The organism is Mixta gaviniae (genome assembly GCF_002953195.1).
GTDB lineage: Bacteria > Pseudomonadota > Gammaproteobacteria > Enterobacterales > Enterobacteriaceae > Mixta > Mixta gaviniae.
The window spans coordinates 756154-778610 of record NZ_CP026377.1; the positions used below are offsets into that span (position 1 = coordinate 756154).

Below are 22457 nucleotides of genomic sequence, written 5' to 3' on the forward strand. Positions count from 1 at the left end.
CGGCGGTTAAGCACCGCCGCTGGAGAGGAATTAAACAGGCTTGAGGGTGCAGTCGCCGCAGCGGTCGACCGCCGGCAGCCGATAGCGCTGGCAGCAGCTGCGACGCTGCATAGCGCCGTCGCGCGGGATAACCGTACGGTAGAGCGGGTTGTCGCTGCCGTCCAGCAGATGACGCGAGAAGAACAGCGCATGCTCCAGCGTCAGCAGGGTCGCTTCGTCCACCCAGCTTTTCATTTCGCTAAGGAACCAGTGCATCAGGTAGCCGTTGTTATTCCAGATAAGCCTGGCGTTGATGTCGCCGTGCTGCTCAATGCCCTCTACCGCCGGGATAAGGTGGCGCTGGATCATACGGTCGATGCGCTGGTGCGCATTCAGGTAACGCGCCTCTTCATCTTCATGGGCATCGATCCAGAACTTATCCGGGCGACCGCTTTCATGGAACTGCAGGTGGAAATGGTGCAGCGAACAGTCGAGCGCGCGCGTTTCCATCACCAGCGCCAGCATCATCGGCGGCACGATCAGGCCGAAATACCACTGCGCCCATAGCGACTGTAGCGGCTTCGCTTCACGCGTCATATCAGGATGATTACGGTAGATCTCATCGGCGTAGCGCGCCAGCAGCGGCGTGAAGTGCGCGCTCTGCGACCAGGCGTGCTGCGTCAGCGTATCAGCAGGCGCCGCTTCACCGGGCGCGGTAAAGCGCAGGACGTCGAGAAACCAGGCGCGATGTTCGCTGAACAGGCCGTGCAGCGCTGTGCTGAGCGTGGCATCGCTCTGCATAAAGATGACCGGAGAGGAACCGTATTCATAAGCCTGACGCGTAACAATAGCCATAGGGCTTCCTGTGTGAACGACTGCTGAATGTAGATAAGAAAACAAATGATAATCGTTCTTGATTGTATCCAGGAAGAAAAGAGGTGGCAAGCAGCAGAACAAAGCATCAACCAGGGCGGCACGGAAAATCAAATAACCTTGTATAACATCAGGATTAATGGCGCGCAGCCCGGCGTGCCGGAAGGGGAAACGCCGGGCCGGTTAAAATAAATTAATAAAGAAAAGCGCGCCGGTGGAGCGCGCGCTGTGATTAATGTTGCTGGCGTCAGAGAATGCGCCACGATAAAACAGCGGCGTTAAACTAATTTGAATTAAGCAGCATTATTAATGGCGCCTGAATAGTGATATCGGCAATCGATGATTTATCACTGAATTAAATCGGCCGGCTGTGCTAACCGGTTTGTTTCACAAACTTCTTCCCAGGAAAGAATGGTATTTCTGCCGCGATTTTTCGCAACATATAATGCCCGGTCGGCATTGGCGATCGCCTGTTCCGCATCTTCTTCAAATATCGGCGCAATACCCGCGCTGATGGTAACCTGGGTGGAAACACGGTGATTAAAGCGGTGAGGAATTTCCAGGTCCAGCACATGCTGACGAATGCGCTCGGCCAGCCGCATAGCGATAGCGGCGTTTACGTTGGTCATTAATACCAGAAACTCTTCGCCACCGTAGCGCGTCACCACGTCGCGCGAGCGCACCGCATCCCTGATCGCCGCCGAGACGCGCGCCAGCGCCTGATCGCCCATGGCGTGGCCGTAGTTATCGTTATAGGCTTTAAAATTATCGATATCGAGCAGCATGACGAAATGGCTGCCGGCATGGTTTTCCAGAATGTTCTCCAGCCGGTTCTTCAGGCCGCGCCGGTTATACAGCCCGGTAAGCGGGTCGAGCATGCTCAGGTCGCTGAAGGTCTGCTTCTCTTCATACAGCTGAAACAGCAGCCGACGCGTAAAGTGATCGCTGCGGCGCTGCATCAGGTTTTGCAGCGTAAAGCCGAGCAGCGGCAGCACGATGGTGAACAGCAACGTCAGCGAATGCTGGCCGCGATCCAGCACCAGTACCATCAGCGCGGGCGGAATGATATGCAGGCAAAACGCCAGCAGATGCTCATTCAGCGAGATGGCGCTGATAAAGAAAATGGTCATTAAACTGATTAAAAGAAAGCTGCCGTCAAAATAAAAAATAAGTGCATTTTTATGCAGAATCAGCCACGCCCATAATATACCCATAATAAAAGCCGTAACGGATAATATTGGCCTGGGCGTAACCGGCTTAAGCAGGGTTGCGCCCAGCAGGAATAAACTTAACGTTACAATAAGCGTTGCTGGCAAAGAAAATGTCAGATTCTCACCTTTATTTATCGGTAACATAAAAAAAAGTGATGTTGCCATGTTCAGGAAAAGAAAAAGCATCAACGACAGGCGATATTTGCTGTGAAGCAATTCTTCATATGTCTGTAATTTCATTGTTATACACTCGGTACGGCCCTGAAAAATCAAAGCGCCACTGCCACAGTAAAAGAAGTTACTCTGGGAATGATGTTGAGCTGTTTTTATATGCTTATGGGAATAAGAATAATCCTGGCAATTTACCACTTTATAACTGGTCTGTCATCCTTGTGTATAAAGATTCAACACAAGATAAGTGCAAAATGATAAGAGTTATCATATGCTACTGGTAATCATTATCATTTAGTGGGTGGCGGATATGCTGATGGCGATTATGGCGGCCTGCGGGCTGTGGGGCGTAAGCTGGGCAATGGGGAAGCGGCTGCAGAGTGCGTGGGGCGTTATCCTGCCCGGCGCGCTGATGCCGGTGGTGGCGTCAATCCATCTCTCTTTCAGCCAGTGGCGCTGGCTGCTGGTCGCCGCGCTGCTGTTGACGCTGGTGATGCTGATCCATCATCGGCTGCGGCGTTTTATCCTGTTGCCTTCCTGTATCGCGCTGGCGGGGGTGTTGGCAGCGGTATCGGTAAACGCCGGCGGTCTGTGATAACAGGGCGAGGCGCCTGATGCAAAGCCCGGGGCGCCTCCTTGTTGCGGGTATCGTGCCAGGGCAGACGACGGGGCAGCCTGAGCGATAAACGGATGGCGCCAGATGCCCAACAGCAGCGACAGGGGATAGTTAACGCAACAGCTATTCGTAAGCGCACGGGTAAAACGGAGAGGCTACACAGTAAGCGCGCATATGACGCAGGGAACCACGCGAGAGGGCACCGGTAAAACTGAGCAACTACGCGATAAGCGTGTATATGACGCAGGAAACCACGCGAAAGGGCACCGGTAAAACTGAGAAGCCAGGCAGTAAGCGTGAATATAAAGCAGAGAGCTGCGCGATAAGCGCACAGATAAAACTGAGAGGCCAGGCAGCAAGGGTGAAGATAACTCTGCAAAGCAGAGAGCTATACGGTAAGCACAGGCAAAAAAACAGAGAGGCAAAGCTGGCGTCAGCGCGATAAATACGCCATCGAAGCAGAGAACTGATAACGGGATAATGCAGAGGGAAAGCTGAAGGGTGACAATATTGGTGCGAAGAGAGGGACTTGAACCCTCACGTCCGTTAAGACACTAACACCTGAAGCTAGCGCGTCTACCAATTCCGCCACCTTCGCATAACATTGTCTTCATATCACCGCATGGTGCGAAGAGAGGGACTTGAACCCTCACGTCCGTTAAGACACTAACACCTGAAGCTAGCGCGTCTACCAATTCCGCCACCTTCGCGCAGATGCTGTGCGATATGAATTTTCGTGGTCTTTGGTGCGAAGAGAGGGACTTGAACCCTCACGTCCGTTAAGACACTAACACCTGAAGCTAGCGCGTCTACCAATTCCGCCACCTTCGCGTTCCAGCTATGCTTTACAGCACGGCGACCACGGAGGCGAATTCTGGAGATTTTTACCGGGGACGTCAACAGATATTTCGCGACTCTGTTGCGATTGCTGTAAAAAACAGCATGTCCCCGGTCAGTGACGATTTAATCGCCGCTTTGCCGCTTAGCGCGCGCGGGCGGCGCGTCCCCAGACGGCGCGATACACTTTAAAACGACCGGTCTGCGCCAGCACTTCATGCTGACCGAACGTCTCATCCAGCACCTGCGGGTAGGGCAGGAAGGCGTTCGCCACCAGCCGCAATTCGCCGCCGGTGTTCAGGTGCTGCGCCGCGCCGCGGATCAGGGTGCGCGCCGCCTCCAGGCTGGTCTGCATGCCTTCATGGAACGGCGGGTTAGAGATGATCATGTCATAGCGGCCCGTCACATCGGAATAGACATTGCTGGCGAACACCTCGCCCTCCAGCTGGTTCGCCGCCAGCGTCGCCTTGCTGGCCGCCAGCGCGGCGGCGTCAACGTCGGTCAGCCACAGACGCACTTTGGGCGATTGACGCGCCAGTAGCGTCGCCAGCACGCCTGCGCCGCAGCCGATATCCAGCACCTTGCCTTTGGTATGCGGCGTAAAGGTGGAGAGCAGCAGCGCGCTGCCGCCGTCCAGACCGTCGCGGCTGAAAACGCCAGGCAGCGTTTTGATGGTGCAGTCGTCAAGCTGATATTCGTCCCAGAAGGCGTCCGCATCGAAGTCCGGCTGCTGCGTCAGACGGCCGTGATAGAGGCCGCAACGGCGCGCGCTGTCGATTTTATCCAGCGTTGCCCACGCTTCCAGCATACCTTCGGCGCTGCGCACGCCGCTGCGGTTTTCACCGATAACGAAAATATCGCTGCCGACCGGCAGCAGCGACAGCAGGTTCTGCAGCTGGAACTGCGCTTCTGGCTTGTTTTTCGGCCAGTAATAGATCAGGGTGTCGCATTCCGCTACCGCGTCCGCCGTCGCCACCAGGCCAAACTGCGCGCGGTCGCCCATGCTGCGGCTTAATGATTGCCAGTGATGATAATATTGCGTATGAACGCGGCTCAGTTGGGTTTCCAGCTGGGCGGGCAGGTCATCCTGCAAATCGCCGGCAAACAGCACGCGGCGCGCTTGCCATTCATCACTGTGGCGCAGGATCACTTCACTCGCCGGGGTAAAAGCAGACATCAGGTAGCTCCTCAGAAATCAGAGCGCAGAGTATAGTGGTTTGTTGGCGCATGTTCGATGGGTTTGCTAGCATAGCGGCGCATTATAAGGGCGTAACGGGAATTTCTATGTCATCCAGACGTGACTGGCTACTACAGCAAATGGGCATTACGCAGTATAAGCTGCGGCGTCCGCGCGCCTTGCAGGGCGAAATCGCCATTACGCTGCCGCCGGATACCCGTCTGCTGATTGTGGCGGATATTCCGCCCGCCGCCGGGGACCCGCTGGTTAGCGACGTACTGCGCGCGATGGCGATAGCGCCGCAACAGACGCTGAGCATTACGCCGGAACAGCTTGCGATGCTGCCCGACGACAGGCCCTGCGCCAGCTGGCGGTTGGGCACCGACGCGCCGGTTACGCAGCCGGGTCCGCAACTCTCCACGCCGCCGCTTGAGGCGCTCTATTTCGATGCCCAGGCGAAGCGCGCGCTCTGGCGACAAATTTGTGAATATGATGTCGATTTCTTTACTCACCCCGAATGATCTGCCGCAGGCGCTCGCTATTGAGCGACGCAGCCACGCGTTTCCGTGGACGGAGGCGACGTTCGCCAGCAACCAGGGCGAACGCTATCTCAACTACCGCCTGGATCTTGACGACCAGATGGTTGCTTTCGCCATCACCCAATGGGTGCTGGATGAAGCGACGCTGTTCAATATCGCCGTCGACCCGGCTTATCAGCGCCGCGGTCTGGGCAAAGCCTTGTTGGATCATCTGATCGAACAGCTGCAGCAGCGTGATATTTTTACCTTATGGCTGGAGGTGCGCGCCTCCAATCAGGCGGCGATCGCCCTGTATGAACAGACAGGTTTTAATGAAGTATCGGTGCGCCGCAACTATTATCCGGCACATCACGGCAGGGAAGATGCCCTGATTATGGCGCTCAGCCTGTAAACGCTGGCGCGCGGGCTGCCCTGAAGTACCGTAACAGGAGAAAACTATGCTGGAAAAGTGGGACTGGATCCTTTTTGACGCTGATGACACGCTGTTTCACTTTGATGCGTTTGCCGGGCTGCAACGGCTATTCAAAGCGTATAACGTCGATTTCACTACCGCGGACTACCACGAATATCAGGCGGTGAATAAACCGCTGTGGGTGGAGTATCAAAACGGCGCCATCAACGCGCTGCAGCTACAGCATCAGCGCTTCACCGGCTGGGCGGAGAAGCTGAACGTCACGCCGGACACGCTGAACACCGGTTTTCTCTCCGCCATGGGCGAGGTGTGCGTGCCGCTGGAAGGCGCGGTCAACCTGATGAACGCCCTGAAAGGCAAAGTCAAAATGGGCATCATCACCAACGGTTTTACCGCGCTGCAGCAGGTACGCCTGGAACGCACCGGCTTCCGCGACTACTTCGATCTGTTGGTTATCTCGGAACAGGTTGGTCACGCCAAGCCGCATCCGGCGATTTTCAACTACGCGCTGGAAAAGATGGAGCATCCAGCGCGTGAGCGGGTGCTGATGGTCGGCGATAATCCTGATTCAGATATTTTGGGCGGCATCAACGCCGGGCTAAAAACCTGCTGGCTGAACGCGGATGGCAGAGAAAAACCTGAAGCGATTACCCCGGACTGGCAAGTGAGTTCGCTGCATGAGCTGCAATCCATTCTGTTTGCTTAAGTTTTAGAAACCACCGGTTTTTAGATATATCTACTGTGAGGGCGGCCATCTGGCCGCCTTTTTTATTGCTGATTTACGTTATGTCAGCATGCTATCTGGAAGCGTAATTTTGGAACCGGTTTTTTGTACAGCAATTAACCAAAATCAGATCCAGTTAAGAAAAAAATTTTGCTCCGTCAGGTGACGATTTTTTGTCACTTCTGGGGGTAACTGAGGCGTTAAGTACAATTTGTCTGATATTTTGTAAGAATATTCCTATAGAAAATATTAGGAATATTCAGAATTTGTGATAGCCTCATTAATTAAGCTTTACTAATATAAATGTGTTTGCTACCGCCCCGTTGAATTATCGCAAAGACTATGTAAACTTGCGCGAAACAGGACAGCCAATAGATAACAAAAACCGCCCCGGGATCTGCGATGCAATCTCGTGCGGTAGCAATGGCTAAACCCCCGCTTAAATAAAGATTGAATTTTAATCATTTTTCTTTTTTTTCTGATTCAGGCTGCTGTGCGCCACGCACATTATGCCGCGACGCGCCGCAGGCGCGGAGAGTCAGAACTGTTCACCAGAGAATACCAGGAATGCCATCAGGGACGATAAGCAATGGTTGAGGAAACTTCAGGGTTTGCTCGCCGTCAGGACGACGCATGCTGCGTTTCCGGTCACCCGTCTTCTGTTATGTTAAGCAAATCGTGCATTTGCGGTGATGTAACACAATCCAAACACGAAAATAATTTGTAAATCGCGCCGTTAGCCGGCAAAGGCCGAAAATGGCGTATCGCTGTGCTTTTAACTGGTACGGCCGGCCACCGCTACATCCTTTTTTTCTTTAGCTGGCCGCATGCTGTTGCGGCCTGCGCGCCGCCGTTGCGCGGTGTCATCCATTTTTTGTTAATTAATCGGGATAAATACATGAGGATCATGGTGAAACTTCGAATCGCATTAGGTCTGCTTTTTGTATTAGGCGTTGCGGGCTGTAAGTCGCCGCCGCCGGTCAATGACGACACCATCGTCACCAGCACCGTCGACGGCGTCACGCTGACTTATCGCCATGCCATTACGCCGCCGCGCACTTTCTCGCCGGTGAATGAAGAGTATCGCGCGCTCTATAACGCCTCGGTGATGAGCCGTCCCGATTTCGGCGGCAAGGTGGTGCGTCATCTGGAGAACGCGCAGCCTTATACCGTGCTGGGCAGCGTCGAGAACAACTGGTTCGCCATCGCCGATAAAGATCAGGATCAGCTGATTGGTTACGTGCCGCTGCGCGCCGTGGTGAAAAGTGCGCTTTACGAGGATACCGTCAAGGCGGATCAGCGCCGTAAACGCATCCGCAGTACCTCGGCGGCGAAGAAGAAAACCTGCGTCGCGGTGGATGGCGACAGCAAAGCGTGCCAGAACAGCAACAGCGGCACATGGATCATCGATTAATAACGTGTCAGTAATGGGTAACCCATTATGAAACAACGAAACTTTTTGCGCCTGTGTCAGCAGGCGCTTTTCCTGACGGCGCTTACCTTGCTGGCAGGCTGTATCTCATCTTCACGCAGCGATCCTTCCCGTTACAGTCTGTTATTTCAGGCGCACCCACCGGTTAACGATTCAGCCCCGCTGAAGCTGCGCGTGCTGTTATTGAAATCGGACGCCGATTTCATGTCTGCGGATTTCTATTCGCTGCAGACAGGCGCGCAAACCGTGCTGGGCGGCAACCTGCTCAATAGCGAGCAGTTCTTCCTGATGCCAGGTCAACGCAAGAAAACCCTTACCGTAGAACGCACGCCCGAGGCGCGCTATATCGGCGTGATGGCGGAATATCAGTCCCTCAACGGCAAAAAGTGGCGCCTTTCGTTAGCGCTGCCCGCCCAGGGCGATTCCTCTTCAGACGCGAACTGGCAGGCGGCGGCGGATGCGCTGCAGGCCAGCATCGTCGTCGATAACAGCGGCGTACGCGCCGCAGGCAAGTCCGCGTCAACGGCGGAATAACGGAAAGCCATTATGAACAAAGCAGAAAAGGTGGTCTGGAGCGAAGGCATGTTCCTGCGCCCGCATCACTTTCAGCAATCGGAAAGCCACCTGCAAAGTACCCTGCGCGACTGGGGTGCCGCTCAGCGTTCGTACCTGTGGGGCTTTACCAGCCTGGAGTTTGACGAAGCGATGCTGCGTCAGGGCAAAATCGCCCTTAGCGCCGCCAGTGGCCTGCTGCCGGACGGCACGCACTTTGCGTTTCAGGATCCCCGCCAGGCGCCCGCGCCGCTGGAGATTGCCGATAACCAGAGCAATGTCGATGTCGTGCTGGCGTTGCCGGCGCGCCGCAATGGCCGCGAAGAGGTGATTTTCAGCGAGTCGGCCGATTCACTGGCGCGCTATCTCAGCTTCGAGCGTGAGGTGGATGACTTTAACGCCCTCTCCATCGGCCCGGCGGCGGTGCAGTTCGGCAAGCTGCGCCTGCGGCTGATGCTGGAAAGCGAGCTGACCGCCGAATGGACCGCCATCGGCGTGGCGCGCGTGATTGAAAAGCGCGGCGATAAACAGCTGCGTCTCGACGCCAGCTATATTCCGCCGATGCTGAACGCCATCAACCATCCGCTGCTGTTTGACTATATGAATGATATTCACGGGCTGCTGGCGCAGCGCAGCCAGCAGATCGGCCAGCGCCTGCGTCAGCCCGGCCGCTTTAATACCGCCGAGATGGTCGATTTTATGCTGCTGGCGCTGATCAACCATCACCTGGGGCGAGTGTCGCATCTGAAAAATCTGCCGCTGCTGCATCCCGAGCAGCTGTTCAGCCACTGGCTGGCATTCGCCGCCGAGCTGTCGACCTGGACGCCGCAGCGCTCGCCGGATGCCGCGCTGCCGGTCTACGACCATGACGATATCGCCCGCAGCTTCAGCAAACTGATGCTGCTGCTGCGCCAGGGGTTGTCGCTGGTGATGGAAGAGAGCGCGGTGCAGCTGCCGCTGACCGAGCGTTCCCACGGCCTGAACGTGGCGACGGTGCCGGAGGCGTCAATGGTGCGCGAATTCGGTTTCGTACTGGCCGTGCGCGCCAACGTGCCGGGCGAGGCGCTGCAAACGCACTTCCCGGCGCAGATGAAAGTGGCGCCGGTAACCAAAATCCGCGATCTGGTGCAGCTTCAGCTGCCGGGCATGGTGCTGCGCGCAATGCCGACCGCGCCGCCGCAGATCCCCTGGCACGCCGGCTACAGCTATTTCGAGCTGGAGAAGGGCGGAGAGCTATGGAAAGAGATGGAAAGGTCGGGCGCGTTTGCGCTGCATCTGGCGGGCGAGTTCCCCGGCCTGGATATGGAGTTCTGGGCAATTCGCAGCCAGTCCGTCTGAAACGTTAGAATGAGCGCTCACCATGCAGGAACGACATTTTACCGGCAGCGATGCCGCCTTTTCCGGCGCCAGTAGTACTAACCCGCTGGTCGCCGCCGCCAATCCTTTGCTTAACGCAATCCCGCAGATCCGTCACTCCGTTACGCATGACGATCCGGCCGCGCTGCGTCAGCGCCTGATCGATCAGGTGCGCCACTTTGAAAAAAACAGCCAGCGCGCCGGCCTGCCGTACGAAGTGATCGTCGGCGCGCGCTACTGTCTTTGCACCGCGCTGGACGAGGCGGCGGCATTGACGCCGTGGGGCAGCCGCGGCGTCTGGCCCGGCAACGGTTTGCTGGTGACGTTTCACAACGAAACCTGGGGGGGCGAGAAGTTCTTTCAGCTGCTGGCGAAGCTGTCGCAAAATCCGCGCGAGCATCTCTTTCTGCTGGAGCTGATCAACTACTGTTTGCTGCTGGGCTTTGAAGGGCGCTATCGCGTACTGGATAACGGCCGCTCGCAGCTGGAGACCATCCGCCAGCGCCTGCTGCAGATGATCCGCGGCGTGCGCGGCGGCTATCCGCCCCCGCTGTCGCCGCATCCGGAAGATCAGCCGGTTACGCGGAAAATGTGGCGTCCGGTGGTGCCGCTGTGGGCCTGCGCCGCGCTGGCCGGTTTCCTCGCCTGCCTGCTCTATATCATTCTCAACTGGCGGCTGGGCGATGTGACCAGCCCGGTGCTGGCCTCGGTTTACCAGACGCCGCTGCCGGAAGTGACCATTCATAACCCGGCGCCGCGCGCGCCTGCGGTGCTGAACCTGCGCGCCTTCCTGCGTCCGGAGATCGAACAGGGGCTGGTGGCAGTGCGCGACGAAGCGGACCAGAGCGTAGTAACGCTGAAAGGGGATGGTCTGTTCGCCTCGGGCTCTACTGCGGTACGCGGCCGCTACGAGGCGGTGATCGACCGCATCGCACAGGCGATGGATAACGTCAGCGGCAAGATCCTGGTCACCGGCTACAGCGATAATGTGCCAATCCGCAGCGCCCGTTTCGCCTCTAACTATGAGCTGTCGCTGGCGCGCGCGCAGTCGGTGCAGGAAATGTTGCAAAAACATCTGTCGCAACCCGAACGGGCGAAGGCGGAAGGCCGCGGCGAAACCAACCCGCTGGTGCCGAACACGACGCCTGAGAACCGCGCCCGCAATCGCCGGGTGGAGATCACACTGTTAGTTTCGCCCGATAATACGCGCGCGGAGCTGAACGGACTGCAGCAAGGGAACTGACAGATGCTGAACATACTGTTTTCCATTATAACCAGCCGGTTGATGTGGGGCTTCGTCGGCATCACCGCGCTCTCCTTTATCATCTGGGTTATCGGCCCGGTCTTTTCCATCGTCGATTCGCGTCCGCTGGAATCGGAGCAGAACCGCCTGATCAGTATCGGGCTGCTCTACCTGGTCTGGGGTCTCAGCAATCTGGTGCCGCGCCTGTACAACGCCTGGATCAACCGCAAGCTGATGGGCAGCCTGAGCAACGGCGAGCCGGGCGTGGACAGCGATCGTAAACGGCTGACCAATGAAGAGCAGGTGCTGGCCGAACGTTTCGATGAAGCGTCGCAGCTGCTGAAAAAGGCGCACTTCAATCGTGCCGACCGCCGCAACCCGTTCTGGGCGCAGCGTTTTAGCCGTCAGTATCTCTACCAGCTGCCGTGGTATGTGATCATCGGCGCGCCGGGCGCCGGCAAAACCACCGCGCTGGTTAACTCCGGCCTGCAGTTTCCGCTGGCGGATCGCTTCGGCAAGACCGCGCTGCGCGGCATCGGCGGCACCCGTAACTGCGACTGGTGGTTCACCAATGAGGCGGTGCTGCTCGATACCGCGGGACGCTACACCACCCAGGAGAGCCAGCAGGCGCAGGACGCCAGCGAGTGGCAGAAATTTGTCGACCTGCTGCGTAAATATCGCGGCCGCCAGCCGATCAACGGCGTGATCGTTACCGTCAGCGTCTCCGATCTGTTAACGCAGTCGGCGGAGGCGTCGCAACAGCAGGCGCTGAATCTGCGCCAGCGCCTGACGGAGCTGCATGAGCAACTGGGCATCCGTTTTCCGGTCTATGTGCTGGTGACCAAGGCGGATCTGTTGAAAGGCTTCCGCGCCTATTTCTCTCAGCTGGATAAGACACAGCGCGAGCAGATCTGGGGCTTCACCTTTCCGTGGGAGCGGGCGAAGCTGGCCGATTTCGATCTTGCCAGCGCCTTTAGTCAGGAATATGCGCTGCTGCAGCAGCGGCTGGACGCCGGCCTGGCGGATACGCTGATTATGGAAAGCGACGCGCAGGCGCGGGCGGAAAGCTACCTGTTCCCGCAGGAGTTCGCCGCGCTGCGTCCGCTGCTGGCGGACTACCTCAACACCGTGTTTGCCCGCTCCAATTTCGAAACCCAGTTTTCGCCGCGCGGCATCTATTTCGCCAGCGGCACCCAGGAAGGCCTGCCTTTTGACCGCGTAATGGGCGAGCTGAGCCGCGCGCTGCATCTGCCGCAGACGGGCGAGCAGGGCGGCGACAGTGGCGCCTGGGACAGCGTACGCAAAGAGGCGCCGATCCCGGCGGCCAAAGGCCAGAGTTTCTTCCTGAAGGATCTGCTGACTCACGTTATCTTTCAGGAAGCGGGGCTGGCGGGCAGCAACCGCTGGTGGGAACTGCGCAACCGCGCCGTACTGTGGTCCGGCTACGCCGGTCTGCTGGCGCTGCTGATTGTGGCCTCGGTATTGTGGCTGACCAGCTACGGCAACAACAAAAGCTACCTGCAGGAAGTGCAGGCGAAGGTGCCGGGCGTCGCCGAACAGAGTAAAAACCTGCAGTCGGGCGGTGAAAGCGATCTCTTTGCGCTGCTGCCGTTCCTGAATAGCGTGCTGACCCTGCCGGAAAGCAAAGATTTCGATCTGAACGATCCGCCGGTAACGCGTCGCATGGGGCTTTATCGCGGCGTTGAGGTCAGCGATGCGACCCAAACGCTCTATCAAAAATCGCTGAAGCAGCTGCTGCTGCCGCAGGTGGCCCAGCTGATAACCGGCTGGCTGCGCAGCGACAACGGCAGCGACGCCGATTATAGCTATGAGGCGCTGAAGGCGTACCAGATGCTCTATCAGCCGCAGCACTATGACGGCAAATTTCTGCATGCCTGGGTGATGCTGAACGTGCGCCGCAATCTGCCGCAGAATGTGACTCAGGCACAGATAAGCCAGCTGGATCGCCATCTGACACAGCTGCTGGAAACTCAGATTCAGGCCTCGCCTTACGCCCGCGACGATGCGCTGGTAAAGCGCGAGCAGGCGCTGATTAATCAGATGCCGCTGTCCGGCCGCGTTTATGGCCGACTCAGACGCCTGCTGGAACAGGATGAAAATCTGCCGTCGGTTTCTCTGGTCGATTTGGGCGGTCCGCAAAGCGAGTTAGTGTTTACTCGCAAAAGCGGCAAGCCGGTGAGCGAAGGGATCCCCGGGCTTTTTACCCCGGATGGCTACTGGAACCGCTTCGATAAAAATATCGATATGGTCACCGCCGCGCTGCATAAAGATGACGTCTGGGTGCTGGGCGGCGCGACCGCTGATGAGGATAAGCAGCAGACGAACAATGCGGTGCGCCAGCGCTATATGGAAGACTTCATGCGCCGCTGGGATGGGCTGCTGAGCGATATTCAGCTCAACAGCAGTGCCGATCTGTCGCAGCGTATCAACAGCGCGCGGCTGCTTTCCGGCAGTAGCTCGCCGCTGCGCAAGCTGGTAATGAACCTGAGCCGCTATCTGATGCTGGAGCGGCTGCCGACGGAGAAAACGCCACAACAGGCGGGCGAGCAGGGTAACAGCGCCACCCGTACGCTGGAAGCGCTGTTCCGCTCGCGCCAGCCCACGCAAACGGCGGGGGCGCAGCAAACGCCGGAACAGCGTGTCACCGAACATTACGCGCCGGTGATTGAGCTGGCTCAGCCGCTGGAGCAGGGCGGTAGAACCATCGTGTTCGATGATTTTCTCAAGCAGATCGATGAGCTTTACCGCTACCTGACCGCAGTGCAGGATGCCGCCAACAGCGGGATGCCGCCGCCGGCGGGCGAAGCGATCGGCCGTCTGCAGGCCAGCGCCGGACGGTTGCCCGGCTCGCTGCAAAATATGTTTACTAACCTGGCGGTCGGCGCCAGCAGCGACGCCCAGCGCCGCGATATGGAAAACGTTCGCAAGCGCATTAACGTTGAGGTCGGCAGCTTTTGCCGCCAGGCGATTGCCGGACGCTATCCGCTGGCGCGCAACGGACGCAGCGAAGTCACCCCGGACGATCTGGCGCGCATGTTCGCACCGGGCACCGGCCTGATGGACAGCTTCTTCCGCGACAATCTGGCGAACAAGGTCGACACCACCCGCTCAAGCTGGCGCTTTATGCCGGGCATTGATGGCAAAAGCCTGCCGGGCGGCGAGGCGCTGCTGCGGCCTTTCCAGCAGGCGCAGAGTATCCGCGACGCCTTTTTCGCTAACGGCGCAACGACGCCGTCGTTCCGCGTCACCATCCGCACTGTGCGTATGGATAACGATATTCTCAACCTGACGCTCGATGTGGACGGCCAGCTGCTGCGCTATAGCCACGGCCCGCAGGCAGTGCAGCTGATGAGCTGGCCCGGTAGCGGCGGCACCCGTCAGGTGCGCATGCAGCTGGGCATGGCAGACGGCACCACCTCAACGCTGGTGACCAACGGCGCCTGGGCGCTGAACCGCTTCTTTGACCGTGCGATGCTGGCGGCGGGCGGCAATAGCCTGAGCCGTCAGGCGACATTTAACGTCGATGGCCACCGCGTTACGCTGGAGTTTACGCCGAACAGCATACGTAACCCGTTCCAGCTTCCTGGTTTTGCATGCCCATAACCGCAAGGAAAAGATTATGAGCCACTCTCCTGCGATCGGCTGGTATGGGAAATTGCCCAGCGCCGGCGACTTTTTGCAGCGCCGTTTCCCGGACGCCGTTGCCCGGCAGTGGACCCACTGGTTTCAGGTTGGTCTGCTGAACTGGCAAAAAAATGAAGAGAAGCGCGCGGGCGAGACGCAGCGCTTTGCCAAAGCGCCGGTATGGAACTTTGTCGTGCCGCCGATGTTAGGCAGCCAGCTGGTGCAGATGGGCTGCCTGCTGCCGGCGCGCGACAGCGTGGGTCGCCAGTATCCGGTCTGCGCGCTGTTCAGCTTTACGCCGACGGAGTGGTCGAACGCTCGTCTGGCGTTGGCGGGCGAATGGTATCAGCGCCTGGGGCGCACGCTGCTGCATGCGGTGAGTAACGGCTTTTCCGCTGAACAGCTTGATGACGCGCTGCTGGCGATCCCGGCGCCGCAGCTGCCCGACGCGCCGCAGCGATCTGACATACTCGATGTCATTGGCTACGGCGAAAGCGCCACTAACCTCAGCTGGAAGCAGGTTGCCGACTGCTTCGATCCGCATCGCTACACCAGCTTCTGGTGGACCAATCAGGCGGATGGTTATCCGCTTTATACCCATCTGCACAGCGGCAACTTTACCGGCCAGCTCTTTTCGCTGCTGTTTGATCCGGCAGGCGGCGCGCGGCCGGGACGACACGGGCTTTACCCGCCCATGTTTGACTGATTTTTTCGATTTCGAGGATGACGATGAATATCGATGCGCTACTGGCCCCGGTAAGCAGTGAACAGCCGTGCGGGGAAAACCTGGAGTATGACGCCGATTACATGGCGATGACGCAGGCGTGCGAAGGCAAACCCGAGCAGCAGTTCGGCGACACCATTATTCCCGCCGAACCCGCCGACTGGAACAAGGTTGAAAAGCTGGCGACCCGTTTGCTGGCCCGCACCAAAGATCTGCGAGTAATGTTAGCACTTACTCACGCGTGGACGCAGATGAAAGGGCTGCCGGGTTACGCCAGCGGTCTGAAGCTGATTGAACAGGCGCTGCTGCTTTACTGGGAACCGCTCTGGCCGCTACTGGAAGAGTATGGCGAGCGCGATCCCTTCTACCGTATCAACGCGCTGGCAGCGCTGGGCGATAAATCATCGCTCACGGCGGCGCTGCGTCAGGCGCCGTTGCTGCGCAGCGCCGCCGATCACATCTCCCTGCGCGATGCCTGCGCGCTGCTGGATGGCAGCAAAACCGAAGTGGCGGACTATCCCGGTGGACGGCCGCGTCTGAGCGACGAGCTGGCGCGCGGCGATCAGCCCGGCATTGACGCTATTCTGCAGGTAAGTGAGCGGTTACAAACAATCCGCGAAACGCTGGTAGAGCATCTTGGCGAAAGCGGCGCGCCGGAAATGGAACAGCTGCAAAAGATGGTGAGCCTGGTGGCGCAGGCGTGTCAGGCCACCGATCTGGCAACGTTAATACCCGCCGCCGCGCAGGCAGAGCCGGAAATCGGCGAGAGCCGCCCGGCCGCTGCCGCGCCACGCGCGCAGGCGGACTGGCGCAGCAGCGATATCACCTCGCGCGCCGAAGCGCAGCTGATGCTGGAGAAGGTCAAACAGTACTTCGCCCGCTACGAACCCAGCCATCCGGCGCCGCTGATGATCGACCGCGTACAAAAAGTGATCGAACTCGATTTTATGGACATTATCCGCGACCTCGCGCCAGATGGCGTGCATCAGCTGGAAAATATTTTTGGCCGCCGCGACTAAGCCGCAGCCCTCTATCTGGCAGTCTGGCCAGGCGCGCCGGCTGCTGACCTTTACCGCGCATATCCGATGGAGAACATCATGGCAACGACAAAATCCAGTGGGCAGAAGTTTATCGCCCGTAACCGCGCGCCGCGCGTACAGATTGAATACGATGTGGAAATCTACGGCGCCGAGCGCAAGATTCAGCTGCCGTTCGTCATGGGCGTGATGGCCGACCTGGCCGGTAAACCGGTAGAACCGCTGCCGGGCGTTGATGAACGTAAGTTCATGGAGATCGACATCGACAACTTCGATGAGCGCATGAAAGCGCTGAAGCCGCGCGTCGCATTCCAGGCGGAGAACACCCTGACCGACGAAGGCCGACTGAATATCGATCTGACCTTCGAAAGCATGGAAGATTTCTCGCCGGACGCGGTGGCGCGCAAGGTCGAGCCGCTGAGCAAGTTGCTGGAAGCGCGCACGCAGCTTTCCAACCTGCTCACCTATATGGACGGTAAAAACGGCGCGGAAGAGCTGATTGCGAAAATCCTGCAGGATCCGACGCTGCTGAAGTCGCTGGGTCATCTGGCGAAACCGGAAGAAACTGTCAAAGGTGATGAGGAATAACGATGAGCAACAATCCATCACAGCAACACCAGCCGCAGCAGGGGCAGCAATCCTGGGATCAGGATGAATTCAGCGCCCTGTTGAATAAAGAGTTCCGCCCGAAAAGCGATCAGGCGCGCGCCGCAGTAGAAAGCGCGGTGAAAACGCTGGCGCAGCAGGCGCTGGAAAACAGCGTTACCGTTTCCAGCGACGCCTATCGCACTATCCAGGCGCTGATCGCCGAGATCGACGAAAAGCTGTCGCGTCAGGTTAACCAGATCATTCATCACGAAGATTTTCAGAAGCTGGAAGGCGCGTGGCGCGGCCTGAGCTACCTGGTTAACAATACTGAAACCGACGAGATGCTGAAAATCCGCTTTATGAGCATCTCCAAGCAGGAGCTGGGCCGCACGCTGAAACGCTACAAAGGCGTGGGCTGGGACCAGAGCCCTATCTTCAAAAAGATCTATGAAGAAGAGTATGGCCAGTTCGGCGGCGAGCCGTTCGGCTGCCTGGTTGGAGACTACTATTTCGATCACAGCCCGCAGGATGTTGAGCTACTGGGCGAGATGGCACGCATCGGCGCGGCGGCGCACTGCCCGTTTATCACCGGCACCGCGCCGAGCGTGATGCAGATGGAGACCTGGCAGGAGCTGGCGAACCCGCGCGACCTGACCAAGATTTTCCAGAACACCGAATATGCTGCCTGGCGCAGCCTGCGCGAGTCGGAAGATGCACGCTACCTCGGCCTGGTGATGCCGCGCTTCCTGTCGCGCCTGCCGTACGGCATCCGCACCAATCCGGTGGACAGCTTCGATTTTGAAGAAGAGACCGAAGGCGCCAGCCACAGCAACTACACCTGGACCAATGCGGCCTACGCGATGGCGGCTAACATCAACCGCTCTTTTAAAGAGTTCGGCTGGTGTACCTCGATTCGCGGCGTGGAATCGGGCGGGGCGGTAGAAAACCTGCCGTGCCACACCTTCCCCAGCGACGACGGCGGCGTGGATATGAAATGCCCGACCGAAATCGCCATCAGCGATCGCCGCGAGGCCGAGCTGGCGAAAAACGGTTTTATGCCGCTGGTGCATCGTAAAAACTCCGACTTCGCCGCCTTTATCGGCGCGCAGTCACTGCAAAAACCGGCCGAATATCACGATGCCGACGCTACCGCCAACGCGCGTCTGGCGGCGCGCCTGCCGTATCTGTTCGCCTGCTGCCGCTTCGCGCACTACCTGAAGTGCATCGTGCGTGACAAGATTGGCTCTTTCCGCGAGCGCGAAGAGATGGAGCGCTGGCTGAATGACTGGGTAATGAACTACGTGGATGGCGATCCGGCCAACTCCTCGCAGGAAACCAAGTCCCGTAAGCCGCTGGCATCGGCGGAAGTGATGGTGGAGGAAATTGAAGATAACCCAGGCTATTACGCCGCGAAATTCTTCCTGCGTCCGCACTATCAGCTGGAAGGCCTGACCGTATCGCTGCGTCTGGTCTCTAAATTACCGTCGCTGAAAACGAACGATGCGTAACTGACGTCGCCGGGCATTATGCCCGGCGCTTACGGTTAGGGATCATGGCTTTCTGGTCTGGCTGATGCAGGATGCTCCAGCTAACCATAATAAATTGCTTATGGTTCGCCAGGTCAAATGCAAAAGCGTACTGAGTAAAAGCTGAGAGAAGGAGACACTGTGATGCCGATAAAAAGTATTTTGCTACAACTGATTGCATAACTTTTATCTTTTATATCCAGCGGCATCTCCGTCCTGAATTTTGTTTATTACGCTTTTCTTCAGGCTGGAAAGGGAATGATAAAGACAATTTGTTTAATGCTGTTATATCAGGATTGATTACTGTTATATATCTGACACTCTACGCGGTAGGAGAAAAAATAAAAAGAAAATATTAAGTAGTATTGCTTATGATTTTCTTCTTATTTTTTGAGCAGATATAGATTAAGTATCAAGCCTTTCTTCCCAAATATTTTTGAGATAAAAGCATGAAAAGTAAATCAGGTTCTCAAGTTCAACCCGGTTATTGTATCGTGCAACAACCTGGAACATTAGCGTCTCAAGCGCAAATGATTTTTCAGGGCAGAAAAAGGCCTTTTATCAACGCAATAAACTATCAGGCCAGCCATAGTGCTATCGATAAACAGATATTTGATGAGTTTTTATATGGGGTTTCTCATGATTAAACCCGTCATTAAGTATTTTCTGGTGTATACTTTAATCGTTATCTCATTTTTGCTGTTTTTTGCTGTGACAGGGTATTATACCTTCGTATTTGAATGGCATCATGATTTTATAGGGTCAGCGATAAATGCATTGATATTATTGACGTTAGTAGGGGCATCTATCGTTATATATTATATTGCAGAGAAAATAAAGATGCGCTTTTAATTTCCGGTGTGTTTTTAATGATAAAAAATAAACCGCAGCACCTACGACAAAAAAAACAATAACTTACCGAAAATAACACCAAGCGAACGTGTGTTCATCGTTTCATAGAAAAAATATCCAATAGAACGAAATATATCGAATAGCGAGCAAGCCCCAATAGCTAAAAATGTTAGCATAAATATCAATGTAATAAATTTCCTCATCACATGTTCTTTAAGTAAATCTGTCGGGTCAGTTTAGACAGTGAACTAGTAGAAGAAGTTATATTGTATCTGGCATTCTGTGTTTGATATGAACAAAGAAAGGGAATGCAAAGCAGAGGGTATTATAAGCTTATACCTCGCATAAGGCACTATTAACGTAATGCAATAACATTCTATTAGAGGAATACATGCTTGTTGTTATACAGCAATAGCATAGATTATTAAAAATAAATTATTAGATATAAAACATTACCAATGGCGTAACATCCCATCGCTGATTGATACAATGGATTAAAATCAAACAGGATAAAAGTGATGAACTCAAGACCCAGTTTCATTTCTGCATGGACGGCGGCTAAAAGAATTTACGATCCCGCTAACCCTTTAAAAAGAGTAAAAGAGACTATTGGCGGGAAGGTTAAGCAAAATTTTGAAATCCCTTATGAAAATGGTGGCTGGGTAAACAGCTGTGCAGTAAGAATGAGTTACGTTTTAAATTATACAGGCCACCCTCTACCGAGAGATAAGACTAAAACCGTCTCTGGAGATGATAAAAAATGGTATTTTTACAGAGTAAAGGATTTAATTGAATATCTAAAAAAAGAGTGGGGGCCGCCCGATCTCATCATCAGTTATCCCCAAATACCTGTTGATAAACTCAAAAATAAAAATGGTTTAATTCTTTTTGAAATATCTGGATGGGATGATGCAGGTGGTCATGCTACACTCTGGGACGGCAGAATATGTTCAGACCATTGCTATTTTAATGAGCCTGGTGTCAATTATTCTACGAACGCCGCTAATTTCTGGATGCTACCATGAAAAGAAATATTCTATTTATGGTTATTTTTGTTTCTACAATTTTTCCTTCATGGGGAAAAAATGTTGAAGACGGTGCAACCTTTATGAAGCGATTACCCTATACGCAATTAATCAAAGATATGGCATTAGCAAGATGCTTTGCGATGATTAACAATAATGATAAGGAAATGGCTCTGGATGCCGCACTGTCTTCAAATGCCATGCGTTCGTGGGCACCGTATAATTTCGTGGAAGGTGATAAAAAAATAAATGCGATCATTGATAAATACAAGGATCGGAAAAATAATTTTCACGTTGAAATACCGAATAATAGCAAAGGATATACGCTCAACTGTTTTAGACTTTATCACAGTAAAGAGCTTGATGATGTTGTGAAGGACGTTATAACGGAAAACCCTGATCATAATTGGTATCAGGATAATTAAGCTTTTTCCTTGCCAATTATAATGCCCTTAAGGAAAACGAAGCATTTATAGAAAAGGATAAGGAAAAACGCGGGCTGCTTTGCCTGATTTTCCTTAATTAGCAGCGCTTTAACATAAGCGATTATTCACAATAAGGAGTTATTACTATGGCTATTGATATGTTCCTGAAGGTTGACGGTGTTACCGGTGAGTCTCAGGACTCCAACCACAAAGGCTGGACTGACATTACTTCTTTCTCCTGGGGCGCGTCCCAGCCGGGTAACATGTCCGTTGGTGGCGGCGGCGGCGCGGGCAAAGTAAACTTCAACGATCTGCACGTTAATGCGCTGATCGACAAGTCTACTACTGCCATCCTGAAGCACTGCGCCAGCGGTAAGCATCTGAACAAGATCGAGCTTTCCGTATGCAAAGCGGGCGGCCAGCAGGTTGAATACACCAAAATTACCCTGGAAGATGTGCTGGTTACTTCCGTACAGTATACCGGTACGGATAATGGCGACACTGTCGGCGTTACCTATGCATTCCAGGCTTCACGCGTGAAGCAGCAGTACTGGGAGCAGACCTCTTCCGGCGGTAAAGGTGCTGAAAGCAGCGCTGGCTGGAATATCAAAGAAAATAAAGAAATGTAATGCCGCAGCCCGCCCTTACAGGGCGGGCAATTACTTGTATTAAAAATATTGGTAAGGAAGAGAAATGAACAGGCCAAATTTTTCACAAGTGATTTTAAAGGATTAAATGGGATATTAATTTTCATTGTAGACAGCTGGAGTGACGCAAGTGGGCATGCGACACTTTGGAATGGATCTTTATGTTCCGACCATTGTTATTTTCCTCAGGCAAGCAAGGCCGCATTATGGGTTTTAAAATAAGATTTCTTTGCTTTTTACTCTCTTTTTTTATACGACCTGTACAAGTGCAAACACCCGGTATACACCTGAAGAGTATATTAAAACTATGCATTAAGTACCTGCATTGCCCAGGGATATAACAGTAAAGAGGTCAAAAACGATGCCGCAGCCGCAGCACGGGGCTACCTGGAGTTTGGGGATTACTCTCTAGCCGCACATTCAGCAGTAAGAAAGTTAGGCGAAGAGTTCCTTGCAAAAAATTACGCCAGCCAGTCTGGCAAACAGATGGTGCTGGCTAAGTGTATTGATTTCTACCATAGCGAAGCATTGGCTGAACTGATTAAGCGTGTCAAAGGAAAACCGGATAATTAATTTTTTGTTTTTACATAATGAATCGGGAAATGTTTTATTTTTAATTCATGAATATTTTTAAAACAACACTGTTACTTGCATAAATACACTATTTTCCCGGCCAATATAATTATAAATAAGGCTAAAAGGAGATGTTATTTATGAACAAAAATGCACGGGTCAGGCGCTCATCTCTTCTTATATTTGGGATGCGGTTATAGAAAATGCTCAGCACTTTTTAAGATGCTCTTACATTCTCCCTTCCCGTTGTCTGTCGTTCAAACCACGCCGGTTTTTCCAAAGACCCGCGCGGT

General features: G+C 54.9%; 22 protein-coding genes, 3 tRNA genes and 1 pseudogene. 20 read left to right on the plus strand and 6 right to left on the minus strand.

The annotated features are described in order from the left end of the window. Positions 1-30: 30 nt before the first annotated feature. Positions 31-834 carry a siderophore-iron reductase FhuF gene (gene fhuF / locus C2E15_RS03455; RefSeq protein WP_104956142.1) on the minus strand — a complete coding sequence of 268 codons (804 nt, stop codon included), beginning with the start codon at positions 832-834 and terminating at the stop codon, positions 31-33. A gap of 45 nt (positions 835-879) precedes the next feature. On the opposite strand from fhuF, the gene C2E15_RS21565 reads away from it, so the two are divergent. Continuing rightward, on the plus strand, positions 880-1044 hold the full coding sequence (locus C2E15_RS21565; protein WP_167391825.1) for a hypothetical protein: 165 nt from the start codon (positions 880-882) through the stop codon (positions 1042-1044). A 155-nt stretch (positions 1045-1199) separates the two neighbouring features. Here C2E15_RS21565 and C2E15_RS03460 read toward each other — a convergent pair whose 3' ends face one another. Beyond that, the gene (locus C2E15_RS03460; RefSeq protein WP_104956143.1) at positions 1200-2303 is read right to left on the minus strand and encodes a diguanylate cyclase; all 1104 of its coding nucleotides are present in this window, start codon (positions 2301-2303) and stop codon (positions 1200-1202) included. Positions 2304-2544: 241 nt separating this feature from the next. Here C2E15_RS03460 and C2E15_RS03465 point away from each other — a divergent pair, with 241 nt between their 5' ends. Beyond that, positions 2545-2829: a DUF1435 family protein gene (locus tag C2E15_RS03465; protein WP_104956144.1), complete on the plus strand. Its 285-nt coding sequence runs from the start codon at positions 2545-2547 to the stop codon at positions 2827-2829. Positions 2830-3361: 532 nt separating this feature from the next. Here C2E15_RS03465 and C2E15_RS03470 read toward each other — a convergent pair. The 4 genes from C2E15_RS03470 to rsmC all read right to left on the minus strand — a co-directional run bounded on the left by C2E15_RS03470 (position 3362) and on the right by rsmC (position 4864). Then, positions 3362-3448 (minus strand) — tRNA-Leu (locus C2E15_RS03470). A 25-nt stretch (positions 3449-3473) separates the two neighbouring features. After that, a tRNA-Leu gene (locus C2E15_RS03475) sits at positions 3474-3560 on the minus strand. 34 nt (positions 3561-3594) lie between these two features. Beyond that, positions 3595-3681: transfer RNA gene (locus C2E15_RS03480), tRNA-Leu, on the minus strand. A 151-nt stretch (positions 3682-3832) separates the two neighbouring features. Beyond that, positions 3833-4864, minus strand: coding sequence for a 16S rRNA (guanine(1207)-N(2))-methyltransferase RsmC (gene rsmC, locus C2E15_RS03485; protein WP_104956145.1), 1032 nt, complete (start codon positions 4862-4864; stop codon positions 3833-3835). Between the two features lie 107 nt (positions 4865-4971). Between rsmC and C2E15_RS03490 the strand changes: the two genes are divergently transcribed. The 18 genes and pseudogenes from C2E15_RS03490 to C2E15_RS03580 all read left to right on the plus strand — a co-directional run bounded on the left by C2E15_RS03490 (position 4972) and on the right by C2E15_RS03580 (position 22164). Next, the gene (locus C2E15_RS03490; RefSeq protein ID WP_104956146.1) at positions 4972-5385 is read left to right on the plus strand and encodes a DNA polymerase III subunit psi; all 414 of its coding nucleotides are present in this window, start codon (positions 4972-4974) and stop codon (positions 5383-5385) included. Next, the gene (gene rimI / locus C2E15_RS03495) at positions 5354-5794 is read left to right on the plus strand and encodes a ribosomal protein S18-alanine N-acetyltransferase (protein ID WP_104956147.1); all 441 of its coding nucleotides are present in this window, start codon (positions 5354-5356) and stop codon (positions 5792-5794) included. The genes C2E15_RS03490 and rimI overlap by 32 nt, the downstream gene beginning before the upstream one ends. Positions 5795-5840: 46 nt before the next feature. Further along, positions 5841-6521: a pyrimidine 5'-nucleotidase gene (yjjG, locus tag C2E15_RS03500; RefSeq protein WP_104956148.1), complete on the plus strand. Its 681-nt coding sequence runs from the start codon at positions 5841-5843 to the stop codon at positions 6519-6521. A 925-nt stretch (positions 6522-7446) separates the two neighbouring features. Continuing rightward, positions 7447-7953, plus strand: coding sequence for a hypothetical protein (locus C2E15_RS03505; protein ID WP_104956149.1), 507 nt, complete (start codon positions 7447-7449; stop codon positions 7951-7953). A gap of 27 nt (positions 7954-7980) precedes the next feature. Then, a complete protein-coding gene (gene tssJ / locus C2E15_RS03510; protein WP_104956150.1) occupies positions 7981-8505 on the plus strand; it encodes a type VI secretion system lipoprotein TssJ in 525 nt (174 codons plus the stop codon). A gap of 12 nt (positions 8506-8517) precedes the next feature. Next, the gene (gene tssK / locus C2E15_RS03515; protein WP_104956151.1) at positions 8518-9861 is read left to right on the plus strand and encodes a type VI secretion system baseplate subunit TssK; all 1344 of its coding nucleotides are present in this window, start codon (positions 8518-8520) and stop codon (positions 9859-9861) included. Positions 9862-9883: 22 nt separating this feature from the next. Beyond that, positions 9884-11122 carry a DotU family type VI secretion system protein gene (locus tag C2E15_RS03520; RefSeq protein ID WP_104956152.1) on the plus strand — a complete coding sequence of 413 codons (1239 nt, stop codon included), beginning with the start codon at positions 9884-9886 and terminating at the stop codon, positions 11120-11122. Between the two features lie 3 nt (positions 11123-11125). After that, the gene (gene tssM / locus C2E15_RS03525) at positions 11126-14746 is read left to right on the plus strand and encodes a type VI secretion system membrane subunit TssM (RefSeq protein ID WP_104956153.1); all 3621 of its coding nucleotides are present in this window, start codon (positions 11126-11128) and stop codon (positions 14744-14746) included. A gap of 16 nt (positions 14747-14762) precedes the next feature. Next, positions 14763-15473 (plus strand): type VI secretion system-associated protein TagF, encoded by a 711-nt coding sequence (gene tagF / locus C2E15_RS03530; protein ID WP_104956154.1) that lies wholly within the window; start codon positions 14763-14765, stop codon positions 15471-15473. Between the two features lie 23 nt (positions 15474-15496). Then, complete coding sequence (gene tssA / locus C2E15_RS03535) at positions 15497-16510, plus strand: type VI secretion system protein TssA (RefSeq protein ID WP_104956155.1); 1014 nt, start codon at positions 15497-15499, stop codon at positions 16508-16510. A 78-nt stretch (positions 16511-16588) separates the two neighbouring features. Beyond that, positions 16589-17116: a type VI secretion system contractile sheath small subunit gene (tssB, locus tag C2E15_RS03540; protein ID WP_104959066.1), complete on the plus strand. Its 528-nt coding sequence runs from the start codon at positions 16589-16591 to the stop codon at positions 17114-17116. Positions 17117-17118: 2 nt separating this feature from the next. Then, entirely contained in the window at positions 17119-18624 is a 1506-nt protein-coding gene (tssC, locus tag C2E15_RS03545) for a type VI secretion system contractile sheath large subunit (protein WP_104956156.1), read from the plus strand. Positions 18625-19091: 467 nt separating this feature from the next. Next, positions 19092-19289 (plus strand): hypothetical protein, encoded by a 198-nt coding sequence (locus C2E15_RS21210; protein ID WP_128861377.1) that lies wholly within the window; start codon positions 19092-19094, stop codon positions 19287-19289. A 723-nt stretch (positions 19290-20012) separates the two neighbouring features. Continuing rightward, the gene (locus C2E15_RS03560) at positions 20013-20519 is read left to right on the plus strand and encodes a type VI secretion system amidase effector protein Tae4 (RefSeq protein ID WP_104956159.1); all 507 of its coding nucleotides are present in this window, start codon (positions 20013-20015) and stop codon (positions 20517-20519) included. After that, on the plus strand, positions 20516-20944 hold the full coding sequence (locus tag C2E15_RS03565; protein ID WP_245912343.1) for a T6SS amidase immunity protein Tai4 family protein: 429 nt from the start codon (positions 20516-20518) through the stop codon (positions 20942-20944). Before C2E15_RS03560 ends, C2E15_RS03565 begins: the two co-directional genes overlap by 4 nt. A gap of 146 nt (positions 20945-21090) precedes the next feature. Then, positions 21091-21573 (plus strand): Hcp family type VI secretion system effector, encoded by a 483-nt coding sequence (locus C2E15_RS03570; RefSeq protein WP_104956160.1) that lies wholly within the window; start codon positions 21091-21093, stop codon positions 21571-21573. Positions 21574-21621: 48 nt separating this feature from the next. Beyond that, complete coding sequence (locus C2E15_RS03575; protein ID WP_281257537.1) at positions 21622-21813, plus strand: T6SS effector amidase Tae4 family protein; 192 nt, start codon at positions 21622-21624, stop codon at positions 21811-21813. A 1-nt stretch (position 21814) separates the two neighbouring features. Continuing rightward, positions 21815-22164, plus strand: a pseudogene (locus C2E15_RS03580) (T6SS amidase immunity protein Tai4 family protein). The last annotated feature ends 293 nt before the right edge of the window (positions 22165-22457 follow it).